This is a genomic window from Candidatus Baltobacteraceae bacterium (assembly GCA_036488875.1).
Lineage (GTDB): Bacteria > Vulcanimicrobiota > Vulcanimicrobiia > Vulcanimicrobiales > Vulcanimicrobiaceae > JAFAHZ01.
On record DASXGW010000007.1, the window covers coordinates 66,810 to 83,743 of the forward strand.

At 64.3% G+C, this 16,934-nt stretch carries 11 protein-coding genes; 5 read left to right on the plus strand and 6 right to left on the minus strand.

The window, feature by feature from the left end:
* Nucleotides 1-37 precede the first annotated feature (37 nt).
* Nucleotides 38-409, plus strand: coding sequence for a DUF190 domain-containing protein (locus VGG89_09565; protein ID HEY1976781.1), 372 nt, complete (start codon nucleotides 38-40; stop codon nucleotides 407-409).
* On the opposite strand, the gene VGG89_09570 is transcribed toward VGG89_09565, so the two are convergent.
* The 3 genes from VGG89_09570 to VGG89_09580 all read right to left on the minus strand — a co-directional run bounded on the left by VGG89_09570 (nucleotide 373) and on the right by VGG89_09580 (nucleotide 5,235).
* Nucleotides 373-2,028: an ATP-dependent DNA ligase gene (locus VGG89_09570; GenBank protein HEY1976782.1), complete on the minus strand. Its 1,656-nt coding sequence runs from the start codon at nucleotides 2,026-2,028 to the stop codon at nucleotides 373-375. The two genes, VGG89_09565 and VGG89_09570, sit on opposite strands and share 37 nt — an antisense overlap.
* A 115-nt stretch (nucleotides 2,029-2,143) precedes the next feature.
* The gene (locus tag VGG89_09575; GenBank protein HEY1976783.1) at nucleotides 2,144-3,502 is read right to left on the minus strand and encodes a hypothetical protein; all 1,359 of its coding nucleotides are present in this window, start codon (nucleotides 3,500-3,502) and stop codon (nucleotides 2,144-2,146) included.
* Nucleotides 3,499-5,235 carry a serine hydrolase domain-containing protein gene (locus VGG89_09580; GenBank protein HEY1976784.1) on the minus strand — a complete coding sequence of 579 codons (1,737 nt, stop codon included), beginning with the start codon at nucleotides 5,233-5,235 and terminating at the stop codon, nucleotides 3,499-3,501. The genes VGG89_09575 and VGG89_09580 overlap by 4 nt, the downstream gene beginning before the upstream one ends.
* A 61-nt stretch (nucleotides 5,236-5,296) precedes the next feature.
* Here VGG89_09580 and cysK point away from each other — a divergent pair, with 61 nt between their 5' ends.
* Genes cysK through VGG89_09600 form a run of 4 tightly spaced genes read left to right on the plus strand, consistent with a single transcriptional unit; the run spans nucleotide 5,297 to nucleotide 11,730 of the window.
* Complete coding sequence (gene cysK / locus VGG89_09585; protein ID HEY1976785.1) at nucleotides 5,297-6,262, plus strand: cysteine synthase A; 966 nt, start codon at nucleotides 5,297-5,299, stop codon at nucleotides 6,260-6,262.
* Nucleotides 6,255-7,256, plus strand: coding sequence for an asparaginase (locus tag VGG89_09590; protein HEY1976786.1), 1,002 nt, complete (start codon nucleotides 6,255-6,257; stop codon nucleotides 7,254-7,256). The genes cysK and VGG89_09590 overlap by 8 nt, the downstream gene beginning before the upstream one ends.
* Nucleotides 7,257-7,277: 21 nt before the next feature.
* A complete protein-coding gene (gene metH, locus VGG89_09595) occupies nucleotides 7,278-10,742 on the plus strand; it encodes a methionine synthase (protein ID HEY1976787.1) in 3,465 nt (1,154 codons plus the stop codon).
* Between the two features lie 52 nt (nucleotides 10,743-10,794).
* Nucleotides 10,795-11,730, plus strand: a complete 936-nt coding sequence (locus VGG89_09600; GenBank protein HEY1976788.1) for a sulfite exporter TauE/SafE family protein — start codon at nucleotides 10,795-10,797, stop codon at nucleotides 11,728-11,730.
* Here VGG89_09600 and VGG89_09605 read toward each other — a convergent pair.
* From VGG89_09605 to VGG89_09615, 3 genes are read right to left on the minus strand one after another with little or no spacing between them, the layout of a single operon-like run.
* Nucleotides 11,727-12,860 carry an amidohydrolase family protein gene (locus VGG89_09605; protein HEY1976789.1) on the minus strand — a complete coding sequence of 378 codons (1,134 nt, stop codon included), beginning with the start codon at nucleotides 12,858-12,860 and terminating at the stop codon, nucleotides 11,727-11,729. The genes VGG89_09600 and VGG89_09605 overlap by 4 nt on opposite strands.
* 13 nt (nucleotides 12,861-12,873) lie before the next feature.
* Nucleotides 12,874-15,537, minus strand: coding sequence for a dynamin family protein (locus tag VGG89_09610; protein ID HEY1976790.1), 2,664 nt, complete (start codon nucleotides 15,535-15,537; stop codon nucleotides 12,874-12,876).
* Nucleotides 15,530-16,894 (minus strand): hypothetical protein, encoded by a 1,365-nt coding sequence (locus VGG89_09615; protein HEY1976791.1) that lies wholly within the window; start codon nucleotides 16,892-16,894, stop codon nucleotides 15,530-15,532. The genes VGG89_09610 and VGG89_09615 overlap by 8 nt, the downstream gene beginning before the upstream one ends.
* Nucleotides 16,895-16,934 lie beyond the last annotated feature (40 nt).

A 16,934-nucleotide genomic window follows, 5' to 3' on the forward strand; every position in this document is an offset into this window, starting at 1 on the left:
GGGTGTCGTACGGGAGGATCCCCAATCCTTCACGGCAGTGGAAGGCTTTAAGCAGGGCCGGCTGCTGCGAATCTTCATCGACGAGAACGACCGGCACGGGGTCCAGCCGGCGTACACGGCAATCGTCGAGTTCCTGCGCGCCAAAAACGTGGCAGGCGCAACGGTATTTCGCGCAATCGAGGGGTACGGCAGCCATCAGCAGATCCATATCGCGAAAGTCTTTTCGTGGATTCCGAACCTCCCGATCCTCATCGAGGTCGTCGATGACGCGGAGAAGATCGATGCCATTCTGCCCGAGCTCGAAGCGCTGATCGGCGAAGGCCTCGTGACGCTCGAAGCCGCCGAATACTTACGGCTCGGGAAGCACCGGCCTCAGGACGACCCCTCGCGTTCGAGCATTTCGCGGTAGACTTCCCGTACCGTTTCCAGCGTATCGATCTCTTGGGGCGGTTTGTCGTCGCGGATGCGTACGATGCGAGGAAAGCGCAGCGCAAAACCGCTTTCGTGTAAATCGCTCTTCTGAACGACGTCGAAGGCGACTTCGAGCACGATCTGCGGTTCGACGGGAATTTCGTAGGCACGCGCTTTTTCGCGTTGCCGGCCGTCGGGGAGCCGATGCGCCAGGAACCACTCGGTCAGTTCGGCGATCTCTGCGTCCGTGAGTCCCGAATAGGCCTTGCCGATGGCGACCAGCGTGCCGTCGTCGCCGCGCACGGCAAACGTGTAATCGGAAAGCACGTTCGATCGCTTGCCATGGCCCCACTCCACTGCAACGATGACCACGTCGAGCGTCGTCAGCTCGCGCTTGAGCTTGAGCCACCACTTGCCGCGCCGTCCCGGCGCGTAGGGCGAGTCGGCGCGCTTGAGCATGAGCCCTTCGTTGCCGCGCTTGCGTGCCGCTTCGAAACGCTCGTTGACGTCGATCGCGGCGATTTCTGCGGCCGGATCGAACGGGGCGATCGACAGCGTCTCGTTCGGCACGACCGCGCCCGCGAGCAGCTCGCGCCGCCGCACCAGGGGCTCGTCGACGAGAAGCACCTCGTCGAGTGCCAGCAGGTCGAAGATAACGTATACCACCGGCACGTCGGTCTGCATTCGCATTTGCAGCTCGCGAAACGGCAGCACGCGGCCGTCGCGCATTCCGACGATCTCGCCGTCCAGAATGACGTCGTTCTCGATGGCACGCAGCGCCGACGCAACCTTCGGATACGACGCCGTCACGTCGTTGAGCCGCCGCGAAAAGAGGCGCACCGTACCGTCGCGCACGTGCGCTTGCGCGCGGATGCCGTCGTACTTGTCTTCCAACAGCCACGTTGCGCCGGCGAGCTCCCGGTAGGCGTCGCCGTACGCGATCGGCGACGCGAGCATGAAGCCGATGGGCGTTCCGTAAAGCACGCGCAGCTGCTCGAGCGTTTGCTGCTTTGCCGAAAGGGCGACCTCGCCGACGTCGCCGCACGCCATCAATCCGCGCCGAACCGCGGCCGTGTCGGCATCGAATGCGCGCGCGATCGCGTCGAGTACCAATCCTTCACGTAATCCGATGCGCAGATCGCCGGTGACGATCTTCACGACGTACGTGGCAACGAGCGGAGCGTCGCAGGCGCGGAGAATTCGCTCCAACACCACCTCGCGACGTTTGCCCGCGTTCTTGCCGCTCGCACCGGCGATCTCGCCGAAGAGCGAGTCCAACGAGGCGGGCGTCAAACGATCCGTAAAGAGCGTAGCATCGCGCGGCGGGCGGACGAGACGGCCGAGCGCGACGCCTAAATCGCCCGTATCCCTGTACGCCGCACCAAGCTGCGCGTCGTCGAACTCCCAGACACGCCGCGCCGCGGCGACGATCGAGCGGCCGCCGACCGAGAGCGTACGGTGGTCGCGCGCGGCGAAAGGACTGCCCGTAAAAAAGCGCGCCGCCGCGACCAGATCGGCCGCGTCGAGCTCGCGCAGATATTCGGCAATAAGCGCGATCTTGTCCAGCTTACGCGGACGGGCGGCGACGGCTTCGGCTACGCGCGCAAAGGCTTCCACCCAGCTATGATTAAGAGAGACGCATGGTGACTGCCTTCATTCTCATGAACGTCGAGCGCCTGCGTTTGCGGTCAATTGCCGACGATCTGCTGGCAATCGACGGAATCGCCGAGGTTTACTCGGTCGCGGGCCCGTTCGACCTCGTCGCCATCGCGCGCGTGAAGGAGCACGAACAGCTCAACGACTTGGTGACCGAACACGTCGGCGCTCTCGACGGCATCATCGGCACCGAAACGCTCATCGCGTTTCGCTCGTTCGCCAAAAAAGATCTCGGCTTGCTCTGGGACATCGGCGTCGACTGACACGCGGCCGCGGCGTTTCCGGTAGCGCTCGAATACGGGGCGAGGGCGGGTGAGTTGGCGTTGGGCCATACGGTAATCAGTTGAAGCTGACGATTTCGCATCAAGCGCATTTCGCGCGTACCCGATACCGAAAAGCGCAAAATCGAATCGAACGGTGATGTCGGCGAAGCGAGCTCGGTATAGAGGTTGCCGTTTGCGTCGAATACGGGAGCCGTAAAGATGTGCAGGTGCGGTGCGGTGATGGTAACGACCGGTTTCTTGCGCCCTCGCCTAAAGCCGTAGATGTATCCGGCGCAACGCCACGGACCGCCGTTGAGCTGCGTGCAGATGCCAAATGTCGCGTAGAGCCGGCCGGTGACCTCATCGACGACCGGACCGCTGCCGCCGCTGCCTTGCTTGGGCGTTGGACCGAAGTCGAACGACATCGACGGTGCCGTCGCCCCAGGTGCGTACTCCGAGAGGCCTAGCCGAAAGCCGTTTTGCGAATCGAAATACGTGACGTAAAGCGTGCGGGTCTTATCGACGGTCAAGCCGATCGGCAGTTGCGATGCCGGCATCGCGATCGTGCGCGCGATGCGCGGCAGCCCACCGTCATATTCTCGTATGAACGTGCCATTGCGGCAGGACGAAAGAACGTAGAGCGTATCGTCTGGGTCGACCGTGACGCCGGCCACCGGCGCGGCGCTTCCGGGACGGCAGGTGCCGCGATACGTCGCGTATGCGGGCGTTGAAGCACCCGCATCGTACTTCACCAACGGGCCGCCCAAATTGAGCACGTAGAGCTCGCCTTTCGGGCCCGTGGCGATGGCGGTGGGATACCCGATACCGGTCGTCACGGTGCGCGCGGGGGAGGCGGTGCCCGATGGATACTCGAGTATCTGATATTGCGCGCCGGTAAAGTTGATGACGTAGAGCGTGCCGCTCTTATCGATGATCGCCGTGCCGGCGGCGGTTAGCCCGTTACGGATCCGTGCGACCGGCGGACCGCCCGCGATCGGTACTTCGTCAATCGCAACCGGCGGAACGTGCGCGTCGAACACGTAGAGCAGCGGCGTTGCCGCATTCGCCCGCAGTACGCCGGGCGCGCGTGGCGTTACCGCTTGTGTCGTCGCGCCGCACGCGGCCAGCAAGCCGCACAGCAGCCCGCCGGCGACGGCGCGCAACGGGTTCATTGCAAGTCGAGACGATAGAGCCGGCTGTCGTCGATGACCATGCGCTGCGCTCGGCCGCCGGCGTACGTATCGAACCGCACCGTCGACGAGCCCATCGCAAAGGTTCCGTCGTGCAGCGGCCGCAGCGGCGCGACGCCGTCGAGCGTCAGTTGATTCTTGACGATAATCGCGCGCGTGATATACGGCTGGCCGAGGAAGACGTTTTCATACCGGCCCACGTAAGCGTCCCACGCTTTGGGATGCGGAAAATTGCGCGGCCCCCCGTACGCGGCATTGGGAAACCACTGGGACCCGTACGTCAACTCGACGACACGCTTGTGCGCGTCCCGCCCGAACGCGAGCAGGAACGTTGCGTAGCGCGGGTCGTCGCTCCAAAACTGATCCGTGTCGCGCGGATAGAGTGTGGACGTCGTCGCGCCGTCGACGAGCGACAAGCGGTCGCCTTGCGCGGTGATGCGAAGAACCGACTCCCCCGAGCGATAGCTTCCGGCGTAATCGGAGGCGTGCTCGACGTGCGCGGGATCCGGCGTCGGCTTGGGCGTCGGAAGCGGTTGACCGGCAGCCTGCGCGCGCAGCACGTGCATCGCGTAAAGCACGATCGCACACGGGTGCAGCGGCGCCTCGACGTGGTTGGCAAACGCAATAACGCCGAATCCGCGCGTCAGATTCATTTGCATGCAGGCTGTGTACCCCGATACGCCGCCCGTATGGCCGATCAAGTGATCGCCGTTTACGTCGAAAACCGATAAGCCGAAACCGTACTTCCGGTAGAAGAGGGGCGCTTCGGCGAGCACCGGCGTCGACGAGCCCGCCGGCTTACCGTCGTTGAGCCGGTCCGGGGTCGTCATTCGATCGAACGACTGCGCGGAAATCAGGCGGCTGCCGTTCGGAAGCTTTCCGCCGTCGAGATACAAGCGCATGTATCGCGCCATGTCCTCCGGCGTCGAAAGCACCGAGCCCGCGGGATCCACGAAGTCGAGCGGGGGCGACGCAACCAGCACCGGATCGAGCGTCGGCGGGCGGTCGTTGTCGCGCCATTGATAACCCAACGCGGCCGTCGCCAAGGTCTGCGGCGTGAACACCGCGGCGCTATCGCTCATTCCCAGCGGACCGAATACGCGGCGTTCCACGACGTCGCTCCACGGCCGTCGATCGACGCCGGCGGCAACCGCACCGAGCGTCGCGAATCCGTCGTTCGAGTACGACCAATCCGTCCCGGGCTTGAACAGCACTTTGGAATCGCGCAGCATCGCGACGTCGTAAAGCGACGAGTTTTCCTGCGAGTAGTCGTCGGGAATGCCGGCCGTATGCGAAAGAAGTTGATGAATCAAAATCGGGCTGCCGCCGGCGTCGATGGAAAACCACGGTAAATAGCGCTTGACGCGCGCATCGAGATCGATGCGCCCCTCGTCGTGCAGCTGCATGATCGAGAGTGTCGTCATCGATTTGGTGATCGAGCCGATCGCAAAGCGCGTCTGGGGCGAAACCGGCGTGCGCGCGTCGACGTTAGCGTAGCCGAGCGTAATGATCCGCAACGTCTTGGTTCGGTCGGTGATCGCGACCGATAGGCCCGGAGTTTGCTGGTTCGCCATCGCGACGGGCGCGTAGCGTTCGATCGCCGCGAGCGCGTCGTCGATCGACGACGCCGGCGGATGCGAGGGCGTTCCGGTGGCGGCGACGGCCGTTAATCCGGCCGCGGCAACGAGCGCCCGAAGAAGACGTGAGGCGTGCATAGATGCGAACGAGCGTTCGCGGTGAAACACTTGGCACCTTGCCGCGGTTAAGCTCACTACTATGGCACGCATTTACGAGAATCTTGCCGATACGTTCGGCAACACGCCGTTGGTCAAAATCCCGCGGCTCAACAGCGGTCTGGGCGCCACCGTTCTGGTGAAGATGGAGTCCTTCAATCCGGCCGGATCGGTCAAGGATCGCATCGGCGTCGCCATGATCGAAGACGCCGAGCGCAACGGGCGGCTTCGCCCCGGCATGACGATCCTGGAACCGACCAGCGGAAACACCGGCATCGCGCTCGCGTTCGTCGCGGCCGCCAAAGGCTATCCGGTGATTCTCGTGATGCCCGATACGATGACGATCGAGCGGCGCAATCTCCTCAAAGCGTACGGCGCTCAGGTCGTGCTGACGCCGGGAACGCAAGGCATGCCCGGCGCGATCGATCGCGCCAACGACATTGCGGCCGGCGAGCCATCGAAGTATTTCATGCCGCAGCAGTTCGAGAATCCGGCCAACCCCGACGTTCACCGGCGCACGACCGCCGAAGAGATTTGGCGCGACACCGACGGCACCGTCGACGCCTTCGTTTCGGCGATCGGCACGGGTGGAACGATCACCGGCGTCGGTGAAGTGCTCAAAGCCCGCAAGCCCGTGGTGAGAATCGTTGCCGTCGAGCCCGACGGCTCGCCGGTGCTTTCGGGAGGCAAGCCCGGCCCGCACAAAATTCAAGGGACGGGCGGCGGTTTCGTACCGAAGATCCTCAATACGAAGATCTACGACGAAGTGATTCGCATTACGGATGCCGGCGCCATTGCGATGACGCAGCGTCTGGCGCGCGAAGAGGGTATGCTCGTCGGCATTTCCAGCGGCGCCAACGTGGCGGCGGCACTGGACGTCGCAGCGCGTCCGGACATGAAAGGAAAGACGATCGTTACGATTGGGTGCGATACCGGCGAGCGCTACCTGAGCAACCCAGTCTTTGCCGAGCAGGAAGCCGTAGTCGTCGAGCGCGCGCTCGTTGGCTGAACTTCGCGTCGAAGTCACGAGGGGCGACCTCGTCGAGTCGATTCATCGCGTCGCGGCGTGTGCGGTTGACCCCAGCGGCGACGTGCTGTTCGCCTGCGGCGACGTCGAGTCGCCGGTGTACTTGCGTTCGTCGGCCAAGCCGTTCATCGCAGCAGCCGGCGTGAAGGCAGGCGTCGTCGAGCGCTTCGGACTCGACTCGCGCGAAATCGCGGTGATGGCCGCGTCGCATTTCGGCGAGCCGTTTCACGTTGCGGCCGTGGCGTCGATTCTCGAGAAGATCGGTCTCGACGAATCCGCGCTGCAGTGCGGCGTGCACGCGCCCTACGACGAATCGTCCGCGCGGGCGCTGGAACGCGACGGGATCGCGCCGACGGCGATCTACAACAACTGCTCGGGAAAGCACGCCGGCATCTTGGCGCTGTGTCTGACGATCGGTGCCGATCCGGCGACGTACTTGGAAGCCTCGAATCCGGCGCAGCGCGCGATTCTCGAGTTCTGCGCGCGCGTCTGCGACGACGACGCCGCAACCTGGCCTTTAGGGATCGACGGCTGCGGCATTCCCGTGTACGGCACGCCGTTGCGCAACGCCGCGCTCTCATTCGCGCGTTTGGCGACGCTCGAAGGCGTCGATGCGGCCGACGCGCGCGCATTGCGCGTGGTGCGCGATGCGATGGCGGCGCATCCCGAATACATTGCCGGTACCGGGCGGCTGGACACCGTCCTGATGCAGTGCCTCGGCGGAAAGCTCGTCTGCAAGGGCGGGGCCGAGGGCGTACACGGGGTGGGCGCAATCGGGCGTAGGCTTGGGTTTGTCTCCAAGGTGTGCGACGGCGCCGGCCGCGCGCGAGGCCCGTCGACGCTCGCAGCGCTCCGCGCGCTCGACGTCATCGACCAGGCCGAAACGACCGAACTCGCCCGGTTCGGGCACCCCATCGTGTATAATCGGGCCGGACGCCCCGTCGGGGGAATCCGTGGCGTCATCCTAGCGGAGTGAATCATTAGCGAGTATCTTCGCCTGCTTCAAGAGCGGGTTTTACTGTTCGATGGCGCCATGGGCACGCAGCTCATGGCGCTCGAACTAACCGATGCCGACTTCGGCGGCGCGCGGTACCATGGCTGTAACGAAGCTTTGGTGCTGTCGCGTCCCGACGCCATTGGTTCGATTCACGAGGCGTATCTGGAGGCGGGCGCCGACGTCGTCGAGACGGATTCGTTCATGGGCTCGCGGCTCAAGCTCGAAGAGTACGGGCTCGGCGAGCGCACGCACGAGGTCAACTTCCGTGCCGCGCAACTCGCGCGGGAAGCCTGCGACAAGTTCTCTACGCCGGGACGACCGCGGTTCGTAGCCGGTTCGATGGGCCCCACCGGCATGCTGATCTCGTCGTCGGATCCGGTCCTTTCCAACATCACGTACGAGCGGCTGCGCGGCGTGTACGGCGAGCAAGCGCGCGCGCTAGTCGAAGGCGGCGCGGATCTTTTGCTGCTCGAAACGATGCAAGATCTGCTCGAGCTCAAAGCCGCAATTGCGGGCATCGAGCGCGAGTTCCGCGCGGGCCTGCGGCGCGTTCCCATTCAGGCGCAGCCGACCTTGATCACCGAGGGCCGCATGCTGCTCGGTACCGACGTGCGCGCGATCTGCGCGACGCTCGATGCGCTGCCCATCGACGTCATCGGATTGAACTGCTCGACCGGGCCGGCGCAAATGCGCGACACGATTCGCTACCTGTGCGAAAACTCGCGCTGTTTCGTGAGCGTCATTCCCAATGCGGGACTTCCGCTGATGGGGCCCAACGGCGAGACGATCTATCCCGAGACGCCCGACGAGCTCGCGAACGAGCTCGCGGCGTTCGTGCGCGATTTCGGCGTCAATGCGATCGGCGGCTGCTGCGGCTCGACACCCGCGCACATTACCGCACTGCGCGATGCGCTCGCGAAGACCCAGAGCGCGACGCGCCCCGTGCCGGGTGCGGTGCAGTTCGTCGCTTCGGCGATGACCGCGACCTCGCTCGAGCAGCAGCCGCGCCCGTTGATCGTGGGCGAGCGCATCAACACGCAGGGGTCGCGGAAGATCAAACGCTTGCTGCTCGAGGACAAGTACGACGACGTCGTGTTGGTCGCGCGCGAACAGGTGGAAGGCGGCGCGCACGTGCTCGACATCTGCTGCGCGTTGACCGAGCGGCCCGACGAAGACGTGCAGATGCGCGAAATCGTTCGCCGCCTGGCGCAATCGATCGAAGCGCCGTTGATGATCGATTCGACCGAGCCCAAAGTGCTCGAAGTCGCCCTTCAAAACTATCCCGGGCGCGCAATTCTCAACTCGGTGCATCTCGAGTCGGGGCGCGCGAAGGTCGATGCCGTGCTGCCGATGGCCGTCGAGCACGGCGCCGCCGTGGTAGCGCTGACCATCGACGAAACCGGTATGGCCAAGACGGCGCAGCGCAAGCTCGAGGTCGCGCAGCGCATTTACGATATGGTCGTCGGCGAGTACGGATTGCCGGCGGGTGCGCTCATCTTCGACGACTTGACGTTTACGCTGGCGACGGGCGAAGCGGAGTTTCTCGACTCGGCGGTCGAGACGATCGAAGGCATTCGTCTCATCAAGCGCGAGCTGCCGGGCGTGCTCACGTCGCTCGGCGTTTCCAACGTCTCGTTCGGTCTCAAGCCCGCGGCCCGCGCGGCGCTCAACTCCGTCTTCCTGCATCACTGCGTCGAAGCGGGACTCGACTGCGCGCTCGTGCATCCCAAAGACATCACGCCGTATTTCGAGCTCGACGCCGAGGTGCGGGCGCTCTGCGACGATCTCGTTTTCAACAAACGCCCCGACGCGCTGCAGCGGCTGATCGAACGATTTGAAAACGTCACCTTGAGCTCGTCAAGTGGCGAATCGCAGGACGATCTCGATTCCGGTCCGATCGAGCAGCGTATCCATCAGTCGATTCTGCGCCGGCGCAAGGACGGTATCGAAGCGAAAATCGATGAGGCGCTGCTGGAGCGTTCGCCGGTTGAGGTGCTCAACGAAGTGCTGTTGCCCGCCATGAAGGACGTCGGCGATCGGTTCGGCCGCGGCGAGCTCATTCTGCCGTTCGTGCTGCAGTCCGCGGAAGTCATGAAGAAAGCCGTCGCGCACTTGGAGCAGTTCTTGGAGAAGAAGGAAGGCTCGACCAAAGGGAAGGTCGTGCTGGCCACGGTGTTCGGCGACGTGCACGACATCGGTAAGAACCTCGTCAACACGATCCTGAGCAACAACGGCTACACCGTCTTCGATCTCGGCAAACAAGTGCCGATGAATACGATTCTCGAGAAGGCCGTCGAGGTCGGCGCCGACGCGATCGGGCTCTCCGCGCTGCTCGTGTCGACCAGCAAACAGATGCCCGTGTGCGTGCAAGAACAAGACGCGCGCGGACTGAGCTATCCGGTGATCGTCGGCGGCGCCGCGATCAACCGCGACTTCGGCCGGCGCATCGCGCTGCTCGACGAGGGCGAGCGATTCTTCGATCCCGGACTCTTCTATGCAAAAGACGCGTTCGAGGGGTTGGAGCTCATGGACGCGCTTACCGGCGATCCGGGACGGCGCAGCGATCTGGTCGAACGAGCGCGGAGCGAAGCGTTCGCGCAGCGAGATCGCTCGCGCAACGCCGCTGCGGTACCGTCCGCCGGCGCGACGCGTTCGGCCGTCAAAGACGATGTCGCCGACGTGCCTGCGCCCCCGTTCTGGGGCGTGCGCACGCTCGAAGACATCGATCTGCGCGACGTGTGGCCGTGTTTCGATCTGCGCAGCCTTTTCCGGCTGTCGTGGGGCGCCGCCAACACTAAGGGCGAGGCGTTCGAACGGCTGTTGCGCGAGGACTTCGAGCCGCGGTTGGAACGGTATCGCGAAGAAGCGTTGCGCGACGGTTTTCTCGTACCACGCGTGGTTTACGGTTACTTCCCCGCCGCGGGTTTGGGCAACGATGCGATCCTGTACGATCCGCTCGATCCGGCACGCGAGATCGCGCGCATGACGTTTCCGCGTCAACTCGGCGGCGAGCATCTCTGCCTTGCCGATTATCTGCGCGAGCCCGATAACGGCGCCGCGTCGGACGTCGTTGCGCTGCAGGTCGTCACGGTGGGAACGCGCGCTTCCGAACGTACCGAAGCGCTGCAGGCCGCCGGCGATTATAGCGAGTCGTACTTTTTGCACGGGTTCTCGGTGCAATCGGCCGAGGCGCTCGCCGAATACGCGCACCGGCGCATTCGTCGCGACCTCGGACTGCCGGAGGACCGCGGTAAGCGATACTCGTGGGGCTACGGCGCGTGTCCCGACCTCGAGCAGCACGAGATCGCGTTTCATCTTCTGGAAGCGACGACGCGCATCGGGGTTACGCTTACGCCGGCGTATCAAATCGTCCCCGAGCAATCGACCGCGGCCATCGTGATGCACCATCCGCGCGCGACCTATTTCAACGCGGCCGCCGTACGGGAGCTCAGCTCTTCGGCCTAGTCTAGAGCCTCTTCGCATGAGCCTAGGCGGCGAAGTCGAAGGGACCCGCGATATGGTCGTCCGGAACTTTCTCTGGGCTGGGCTTGTCGTTATGGCAGTCGTGATCGCGATGGCTTATCGGCGGTCGAAACAGCCGCTCGCGTGGCCCAAGCCGATCGAAACCGCCATCGGGTTCGTCACGAACTTCTTCGATACGCTCGGTATCGGCTCGTTTGCGCCGACCACATCGCTTTTTAAGTTCTTCAAGCTCGTGCCCGACGAAAAAATACCGGGTACGCTCAACATCGGCCATACGTTCCCGACCATTGTGGAAGCGTTCGTCTTCATCGCGATCGTCGGCGTCGATCCGCTGACGCTCATCACGCTGATCGTTTCGGCGATCGCCGGAGCGTGGCTCGGCGCGGGCGTCGTCTCGCGTTGGCCGCGGCGTTACGTTCAAATCGGCATGGGAACGGCGCTGTTGGTTGCAGCGGCCATTTTTCTCATGCAGGACCTCAACAAGATGCCGGGCGGCGGTGAAGCTGCGGGGCTGACGGGCACGCTGCTGATCGCGGGTATCGTCATCAACTTCTGCCTCGGTGCGCTGATGACCATCGGTATCGGCCTGTACGCTCCGGCAATGATCATGGTCTCGCTGTTGGGCATGACGCCCAAGGCCGCGTTCCCAATCATGATGGGATCCTGCGCGTTCCTCATGCCGATCGCGAGCCTTCGGTTTGCCAAGTTCGAGGCGTTCTCGATGCGCGCGGCCATCGGACTGGCCATCGGCGGCGTACCGGCGGTACTTTTAGCGGCGTTTATCGTGAAATCGTTACCACTCTATTGGGTGCGCTGGCTGGTCGTCATCGTGGTCGTCTACGCTTCGGTCGCGATGCTGCGCTCCGCGATCGTGGAGCACAAGGCTCGCGAGGATTACTCAGTAACCCCTAACGACGAACCTCCTGACGACGAACCTCCTGACGACGAACCTCCGCAAAGCAACGCCTAAGCCGCTACTTCGGCGCGATGATACACGAAGCGGCCGCCGACCATCGTGCCGATGATCGAGTAATCCTTATCCCACAGCGAGAGGTCGGCGCGCATGCCGCGCGCGATGCGTCCCATCTCGCCGTCGTGCTTGATCAGCTTGGCCGGCGCTCCGGTAGCGGCGACGATCGCCTGCGCGAACGGAATCTGGGCGTAGGACATATAGTTGCGCAGCGCCTCGTCGATCTTGAGCGCGCTGCCGGCGATGGTGCCGTCGGACGCGCGCATCAAGCCGCCTTCGATGTGATAGCCGGGGTCGGCCGGCGGCATATTGTCGGTCGCGAGCACGATCCGGTCGCCGAGCGTGCGGTGCAAAATGTCGATCATGACCGGCGAGACGTGCAGACCGTCACAAATCACTTGCACTAACGTGCGGCGGTCCTGAATGAAAGCCGCCAAAATCGAGGGATCGCGGTGATCGAGCGGCGGCATACCGTTGAACGCGTGCGTCAGCGAGCGGAATCCCAGGCCGACTGCCAGCATGCCTTCGCGATAGCGCGCGCTCGTGTGTCCGGCCGAGCAGACGACGCCGTTTTCCAAGAAAACGCGCATTGCTTCGCCGGCGCCTTCGATCTCCGGCGCCATCGTCACGAGCAGGCACGCGCCCTTGCAGGCGTCGACCATCTCTTGCGCGCGCTGCGCGCTCGCGTCGATCAGCCACTCGTTACGGTGGACGCGGCGAAACTTCGGATTGAGAAACGGTCCTTCGAAGTGGATGCCCAAACAGCGCGCGCCGACGGGCGTGTCTTCTTCGAGCTGATTGGCCGCCTCGACGATCTCGGACGCGGCGTGGAGCATCGATTCCCAGGGCGCCGTCATGACGCTCGCCACGAATCCCGTCGCGCCGACGCGCGCGTATTCCGATGCCGCCGCCGTCACGGCATTGCCTTGATCGCGGTTGAACAGAAAATCCGCCGCGCCGTTGGTATGGACGTCGATCATTCCGGGTGCGATGCTGCTGCCGCCGGGTAGTGGATGGTCGGTCGGGCCGTCGGCCGGAAGGACCGCTGCGATGCGTCCTTCCTCAACGGCGATGCGCCCATAGGTCGACGTTCCGTCGCCGACCGCAATGAACGCGGGGCCGAGGATCATATCGCCCTCTTCGTCACCCCCCACTCCGTCGCCCCTTGCCGAAGAGGCGCGCGAGCAGGCTCGGCTCCTGCGAGCGCGCAGCCGGCTCGGGTGTATCGTGCGTGGGAGCGGGCGCCGCGCCCGCGCGCGCCCTCGCCAGGCGCTCGAGTCGCGCCATGTGTGCTTCGGCGTGCGATTCCAACGTCGAACGAAGCGCTTCGGTTTCATTCCACGGCGATGCGGCGCGCCGCGCTTCGCGCGCTGCAACGTAGTCGTTAGCGGAGATCGTAAAGACGCGTTCGGCCGGTATCGCTCGCGCTTTAAGGTACTCGGCCGCAAGCTCGACGACGTGGCGACGTTCCTTCGGCGATTCGTTGTCGGCGATCGTGTGTGCGAATAGCATCGGTTTTCCGAACGCAGCGACGCGATCGTACAGATCGAGCTCGCGGTCGGAGAGCTGGCGTGAGAAGAGACAAAGCACTTCGCTCGCGTGACCGGCTACCGCAACGTTCACGTCGTCGGCGTCGGGGTCGCCCGAGTCGAAGGCCGGCGCGTGTACGAGCACGAGCTGGCGCGGCAGATTCCACGGAACGAGAACCAGGACGGCGGTTTCCGCGGCGGCGGCAGATGCGTCTTCAAACGCAATTTCGCGCCACGTGCCGTCAGGATCGAGGCAATACGCCTGCTCGCGCTCTCCATAGCGAACGTGGATTGGAAAGCGAACGCTGCCGGCTTGGTCGTCGGTGAGCACGCGACGATTCGCAAACGCGTTGATGAGACTGCTCTTGCCGCGCCGCAGGCCGCCGAGCACGGCCACGCGCCAGCGTTCGGGCCGAAGGCCGCGATCGTACGAGGTGAGATCAAACGAGGGCTCGACGTGAGCGGCGCGCACCGTCTGCGAGCCCGGATCGGCGGGGGCGATCTCCGCTTCGCGCGCCATGAACGACCCCACGACGCGCTCGGACTGTTCGAGCGCGGAGGCGATGGCGGTGCGACGGGCGCGCAGCTCGGCGTTTACGCGGTCGTGCTGCTGCGCTTCGCGGGCGCGCAGTGCGCGCTCGATACTGCCCAGGTCGGCGTCGCGTTTTTGGAGCGCGGCCCTGCCGATTGCGGCGGCCAGGTCCTCGTAGACGTGTCCCAGCCGCGCGCCGACCGCGCCGGCGAACGCCTCGACTTCCGCCGCTAGCCGCGGAAAAATTTCGCTGCGTAAGTCGGCGGCGAGCTCGCGCTTCATGTAGCCGCCCGGCGGCCGCGAAGCAAATCGCGCCGCGACGCTTTGCACCAGCGCGATCGCAGGGCCGCCGATTGCTTCGAGCACGATCGTCGCGGCGACGGCATTGGCGACGTCGCCGCTCCACAAACTCGTGCCGCCCTGCGCGCCGAACGCGTGTGCCGCCGAATCCGGCAGCGACCACCGCAGCGGAAGAAGCTCCCGGGCGCGTGCGAGCGCTTCGGAAGCGTCGTCGGTTACCGCTGCCGCGGTTCGCTCGGCGAACTCGCCGGCGACGTCCGCGACGACCCGGTCGACGATGAGATGCAGCCGTTCGCGATCCCGCAGCTTAGCGACGTCCGTAACGTCGAAAACTTGCGCGAGCGCGCGCTCGAGCTCTTCGGCCAGCGCGCGCCCGCGCTCGACGAGCGCTTGGCGTTCGCGTGCGCCGCAGGACAACAGTTCTTCGCGAAACGAGCGCGCTTGCGCGTCGGCTCGCTGCAGCTGCGGTACGATCGCTTCGCGCCGCCCGGCCAAAGCCGCTGCGTCGAGGTCCAGCATCGTCAAATCGCGATCGATCGCGTCGGTTTCGTCGCTTGCCGCCGCCGTCGCGGCGTCGCCGGCCCGGCGCAGGCGCGCGCGTCCCGTACGCTTGATCAGCGAAGCGTCGAGCGCGTGGAGAAACCTGGGAAAGCGGCTGCGTTCGACGACGGCCTCGTCGGATGCCAGCGTTCCGTCGACGTAATCGCGTGCGGACAGCGCGTAGACGTAGGTGCCGGGAGCGTGCAGCGCCGCCAGGCGCGCGATGCGCTCGGACGCGTGCTCCCAAGCCGCGCCTCCGTCGGATTGCGCCTGCCTCCACAAATCGATCTTCGTCTGCACGATGAAGATCGTGTCGATATGCTGGCGGATGATGCCCAGAAACGAGGCGTCCCCTTCGCTAAACGGCTGCTGCGTGTCGATGAGATAGAGCACGGCGTCGGCCCCGGGCAAGAACTGCAAGGTCGCGCGGCGGTGCGCGGGGTTGATCGATGCCAGCCCCGGCGTATCGGCGACCACGAATCCGCGCTGGAGAAACGGCGATGCCGCTCTGACGAGCACGCGAACCGGCGCGTCGGTTTCGTTGGTCGTCACGAACTTGCCGAGCGAATCGATCGGAACGCGCTCGCTGCGGCCGTCTTCGTAAAACGCCGTCGCTTCGTCGGCGCCGCCGTACTCGAGCTCGGTAATCGTTGCGGTCGACGGGTTGATGTCGGTCGCGAGGAGGCCGAACTTTCCAAGCAGCGCGTTGAGGAGAAACGATTTGCCGCTCGAGAACTCGCCGACGACGGCGAGAACGAATTTTCCGCGCGCGAGTCGCGTACGGGCCGCCTGCAGCGAGGCCTTACGATCCTCGGAGAGGAGACCCTCTAATTCGAGCAAACGCGCGACGAGTTCGTCGCGCGTTTGCTCGTAACGCTGCATCGCATCTTCGTCAACTCTAGTCACGGATTAGGGCGAGTACTTCGTCGCGGTGTTTCTCCATGAGCGGTTTCGTATCGCCTTCGACGTTGAGGCGCAACAGCGGCTCGGTGTTCGACGGACGAATGTTCATCCACCAGTCGGGGTACCCGACGGTGATGCCGTCGAGGTGATCGATCTGCGCGTCCTTGTAGCGCTCCTCGATCTCGTGCAGCTTCGACGGGATGTCGCGAACCTTGCTATTGATCTCCCCCGACCGGAACCGGGTGTCGATCGGCGCGATCACTTCGCTGACCGGCTTGTTCGCTTCGCTGAACAGCTCGAGGCACTGAAGCATCGCGATCATTCCCGAGTCGGCGTACCAATTGTCGCGGAAATAGAAATGGCCGCTGTGCTCGCCGCCAAAAATGATATCTTGCTCGCGCATGATCGCTTTGATGATCGAATGACCGACTTTCGAGCGGATAGGCTTTCCGCCGGCTCCTGCGATGAGCTCGGGAACGCTGCGGCTGCAGATGAGATTGTAGAGAATCTTTGCGCCGGGATGCTTCTTGAGGGTGTTGAGCGCCACGAGCGCGGTGACGGTGCTGCCGTCGACCAGTTCCCCTTTCTCGTCGACGAGGAACATACGATCGGCGTCGCCGTCGAACGCCACGCCCAGATCGCAGCCGTGCCGCTTGACGGCGGCTTGCAGGTCGACCATGTTCTCGGGTTCGATCGGACTGGCCGGATGGTTCGGAAAGCTTCCGTCGAGTTCGAAATAGAGTGGAATTACTTCGCACGGCAGGCGCTTGAACACGTACGGAACCGTTTCGCCCGCCATGCCGTTGCCCGCGTCGATAGCGATCTTGAGCGGCTTGATTTTCGCGCGATCCACGAACGACAGGCAGTGCTCCGCGAAATCTTCCAAAATGTTGCGGTGCGAGATCGTTCCGGGAGTCGCGGCTTTGGGCGGAAGGTTTCCGTCCACGAGCCGATCGCGAATTTCGGAAAGCCCGCTTTCGAGCGAAATCGCTTGCGCTTGCGAACGCGTGAACTTCATGCCGTTGTATTGCGCGGGATTGTGGGATGCCGTGATCATGACGCCGCCGGCGAACGCGTGCTTTCCGACGGCGAAGTAGAGCGCGTCGGTCGATACCATGCCGATGTCGACGACGTCGGCCCCGGCTTCGGTCGCTCCGCGCGCAAACGCTTCGAACAAATTCTCACCGCTGGGACGCATGTCGCGTCCCACCGCGATCGTGGGCTTCGACGCGTTGGATGCGTTTACGAGCGGGACGAAACAGCGGCCGATACCGTACGCGACGTCGTCGTCGAATTCGGCCGGATAAATCCCGCGAACGTCGTAGGACTTGAAGATACCCGGGTCTACGTGCGCCTGCATAGCACGAGCCTGTTCGGAGGACCGTATCGTAAGACCTAGC

What these genes read in the sequence shown, in the direction of transcription:
- VGG89_09575 (HEY1976783.1), bottom strand. Translation starts at nt 3,502, where the DNA reads ATGAACCCGTTGCGCGCCGTCGCCGGCGGGCTGCTGTGCGGCTTGCTG.
- VGG89_09580 (HEY1976784.1), bottom strand. Translation starts at nt 5,235, where the DNA reads ATGCACGCCTCACGTCTTCTTCGGGCGCTCGTTGCCGCGGCCGGATTA.
- cysK (HEY1976785.1), top strand. Translation starts at nt 5,297, where the DNA reads ATGGCACGCATTTACGAGAATCTTGCCGATACGTTCGGCAACACGCCG.
- VGG89_09600 (HEY1976788.1), top strand. Translation starts at nt 10,795, where the DNA reads ATGGTCGTCCGGAACTTTCTCTGGGCTGGGCTTGTCGTTATGGCAGTC.
- VGG89_09605 (HEY1976789.1), bottom strand. Translation starts at nt 12,860, where the DNA reads ATGATCCTCGGCCCCGCGTTCATTGCGGTCGGCGACGGAACGTCGACC.
- VGG89_09615 (HEY1976791.1), bottom strand. Translation starts at nt 16,894, where the DNA reads ATGCAGGCGCACGTAGACCCGGGTATCTTCAAGTCCTACGACGTTCGC.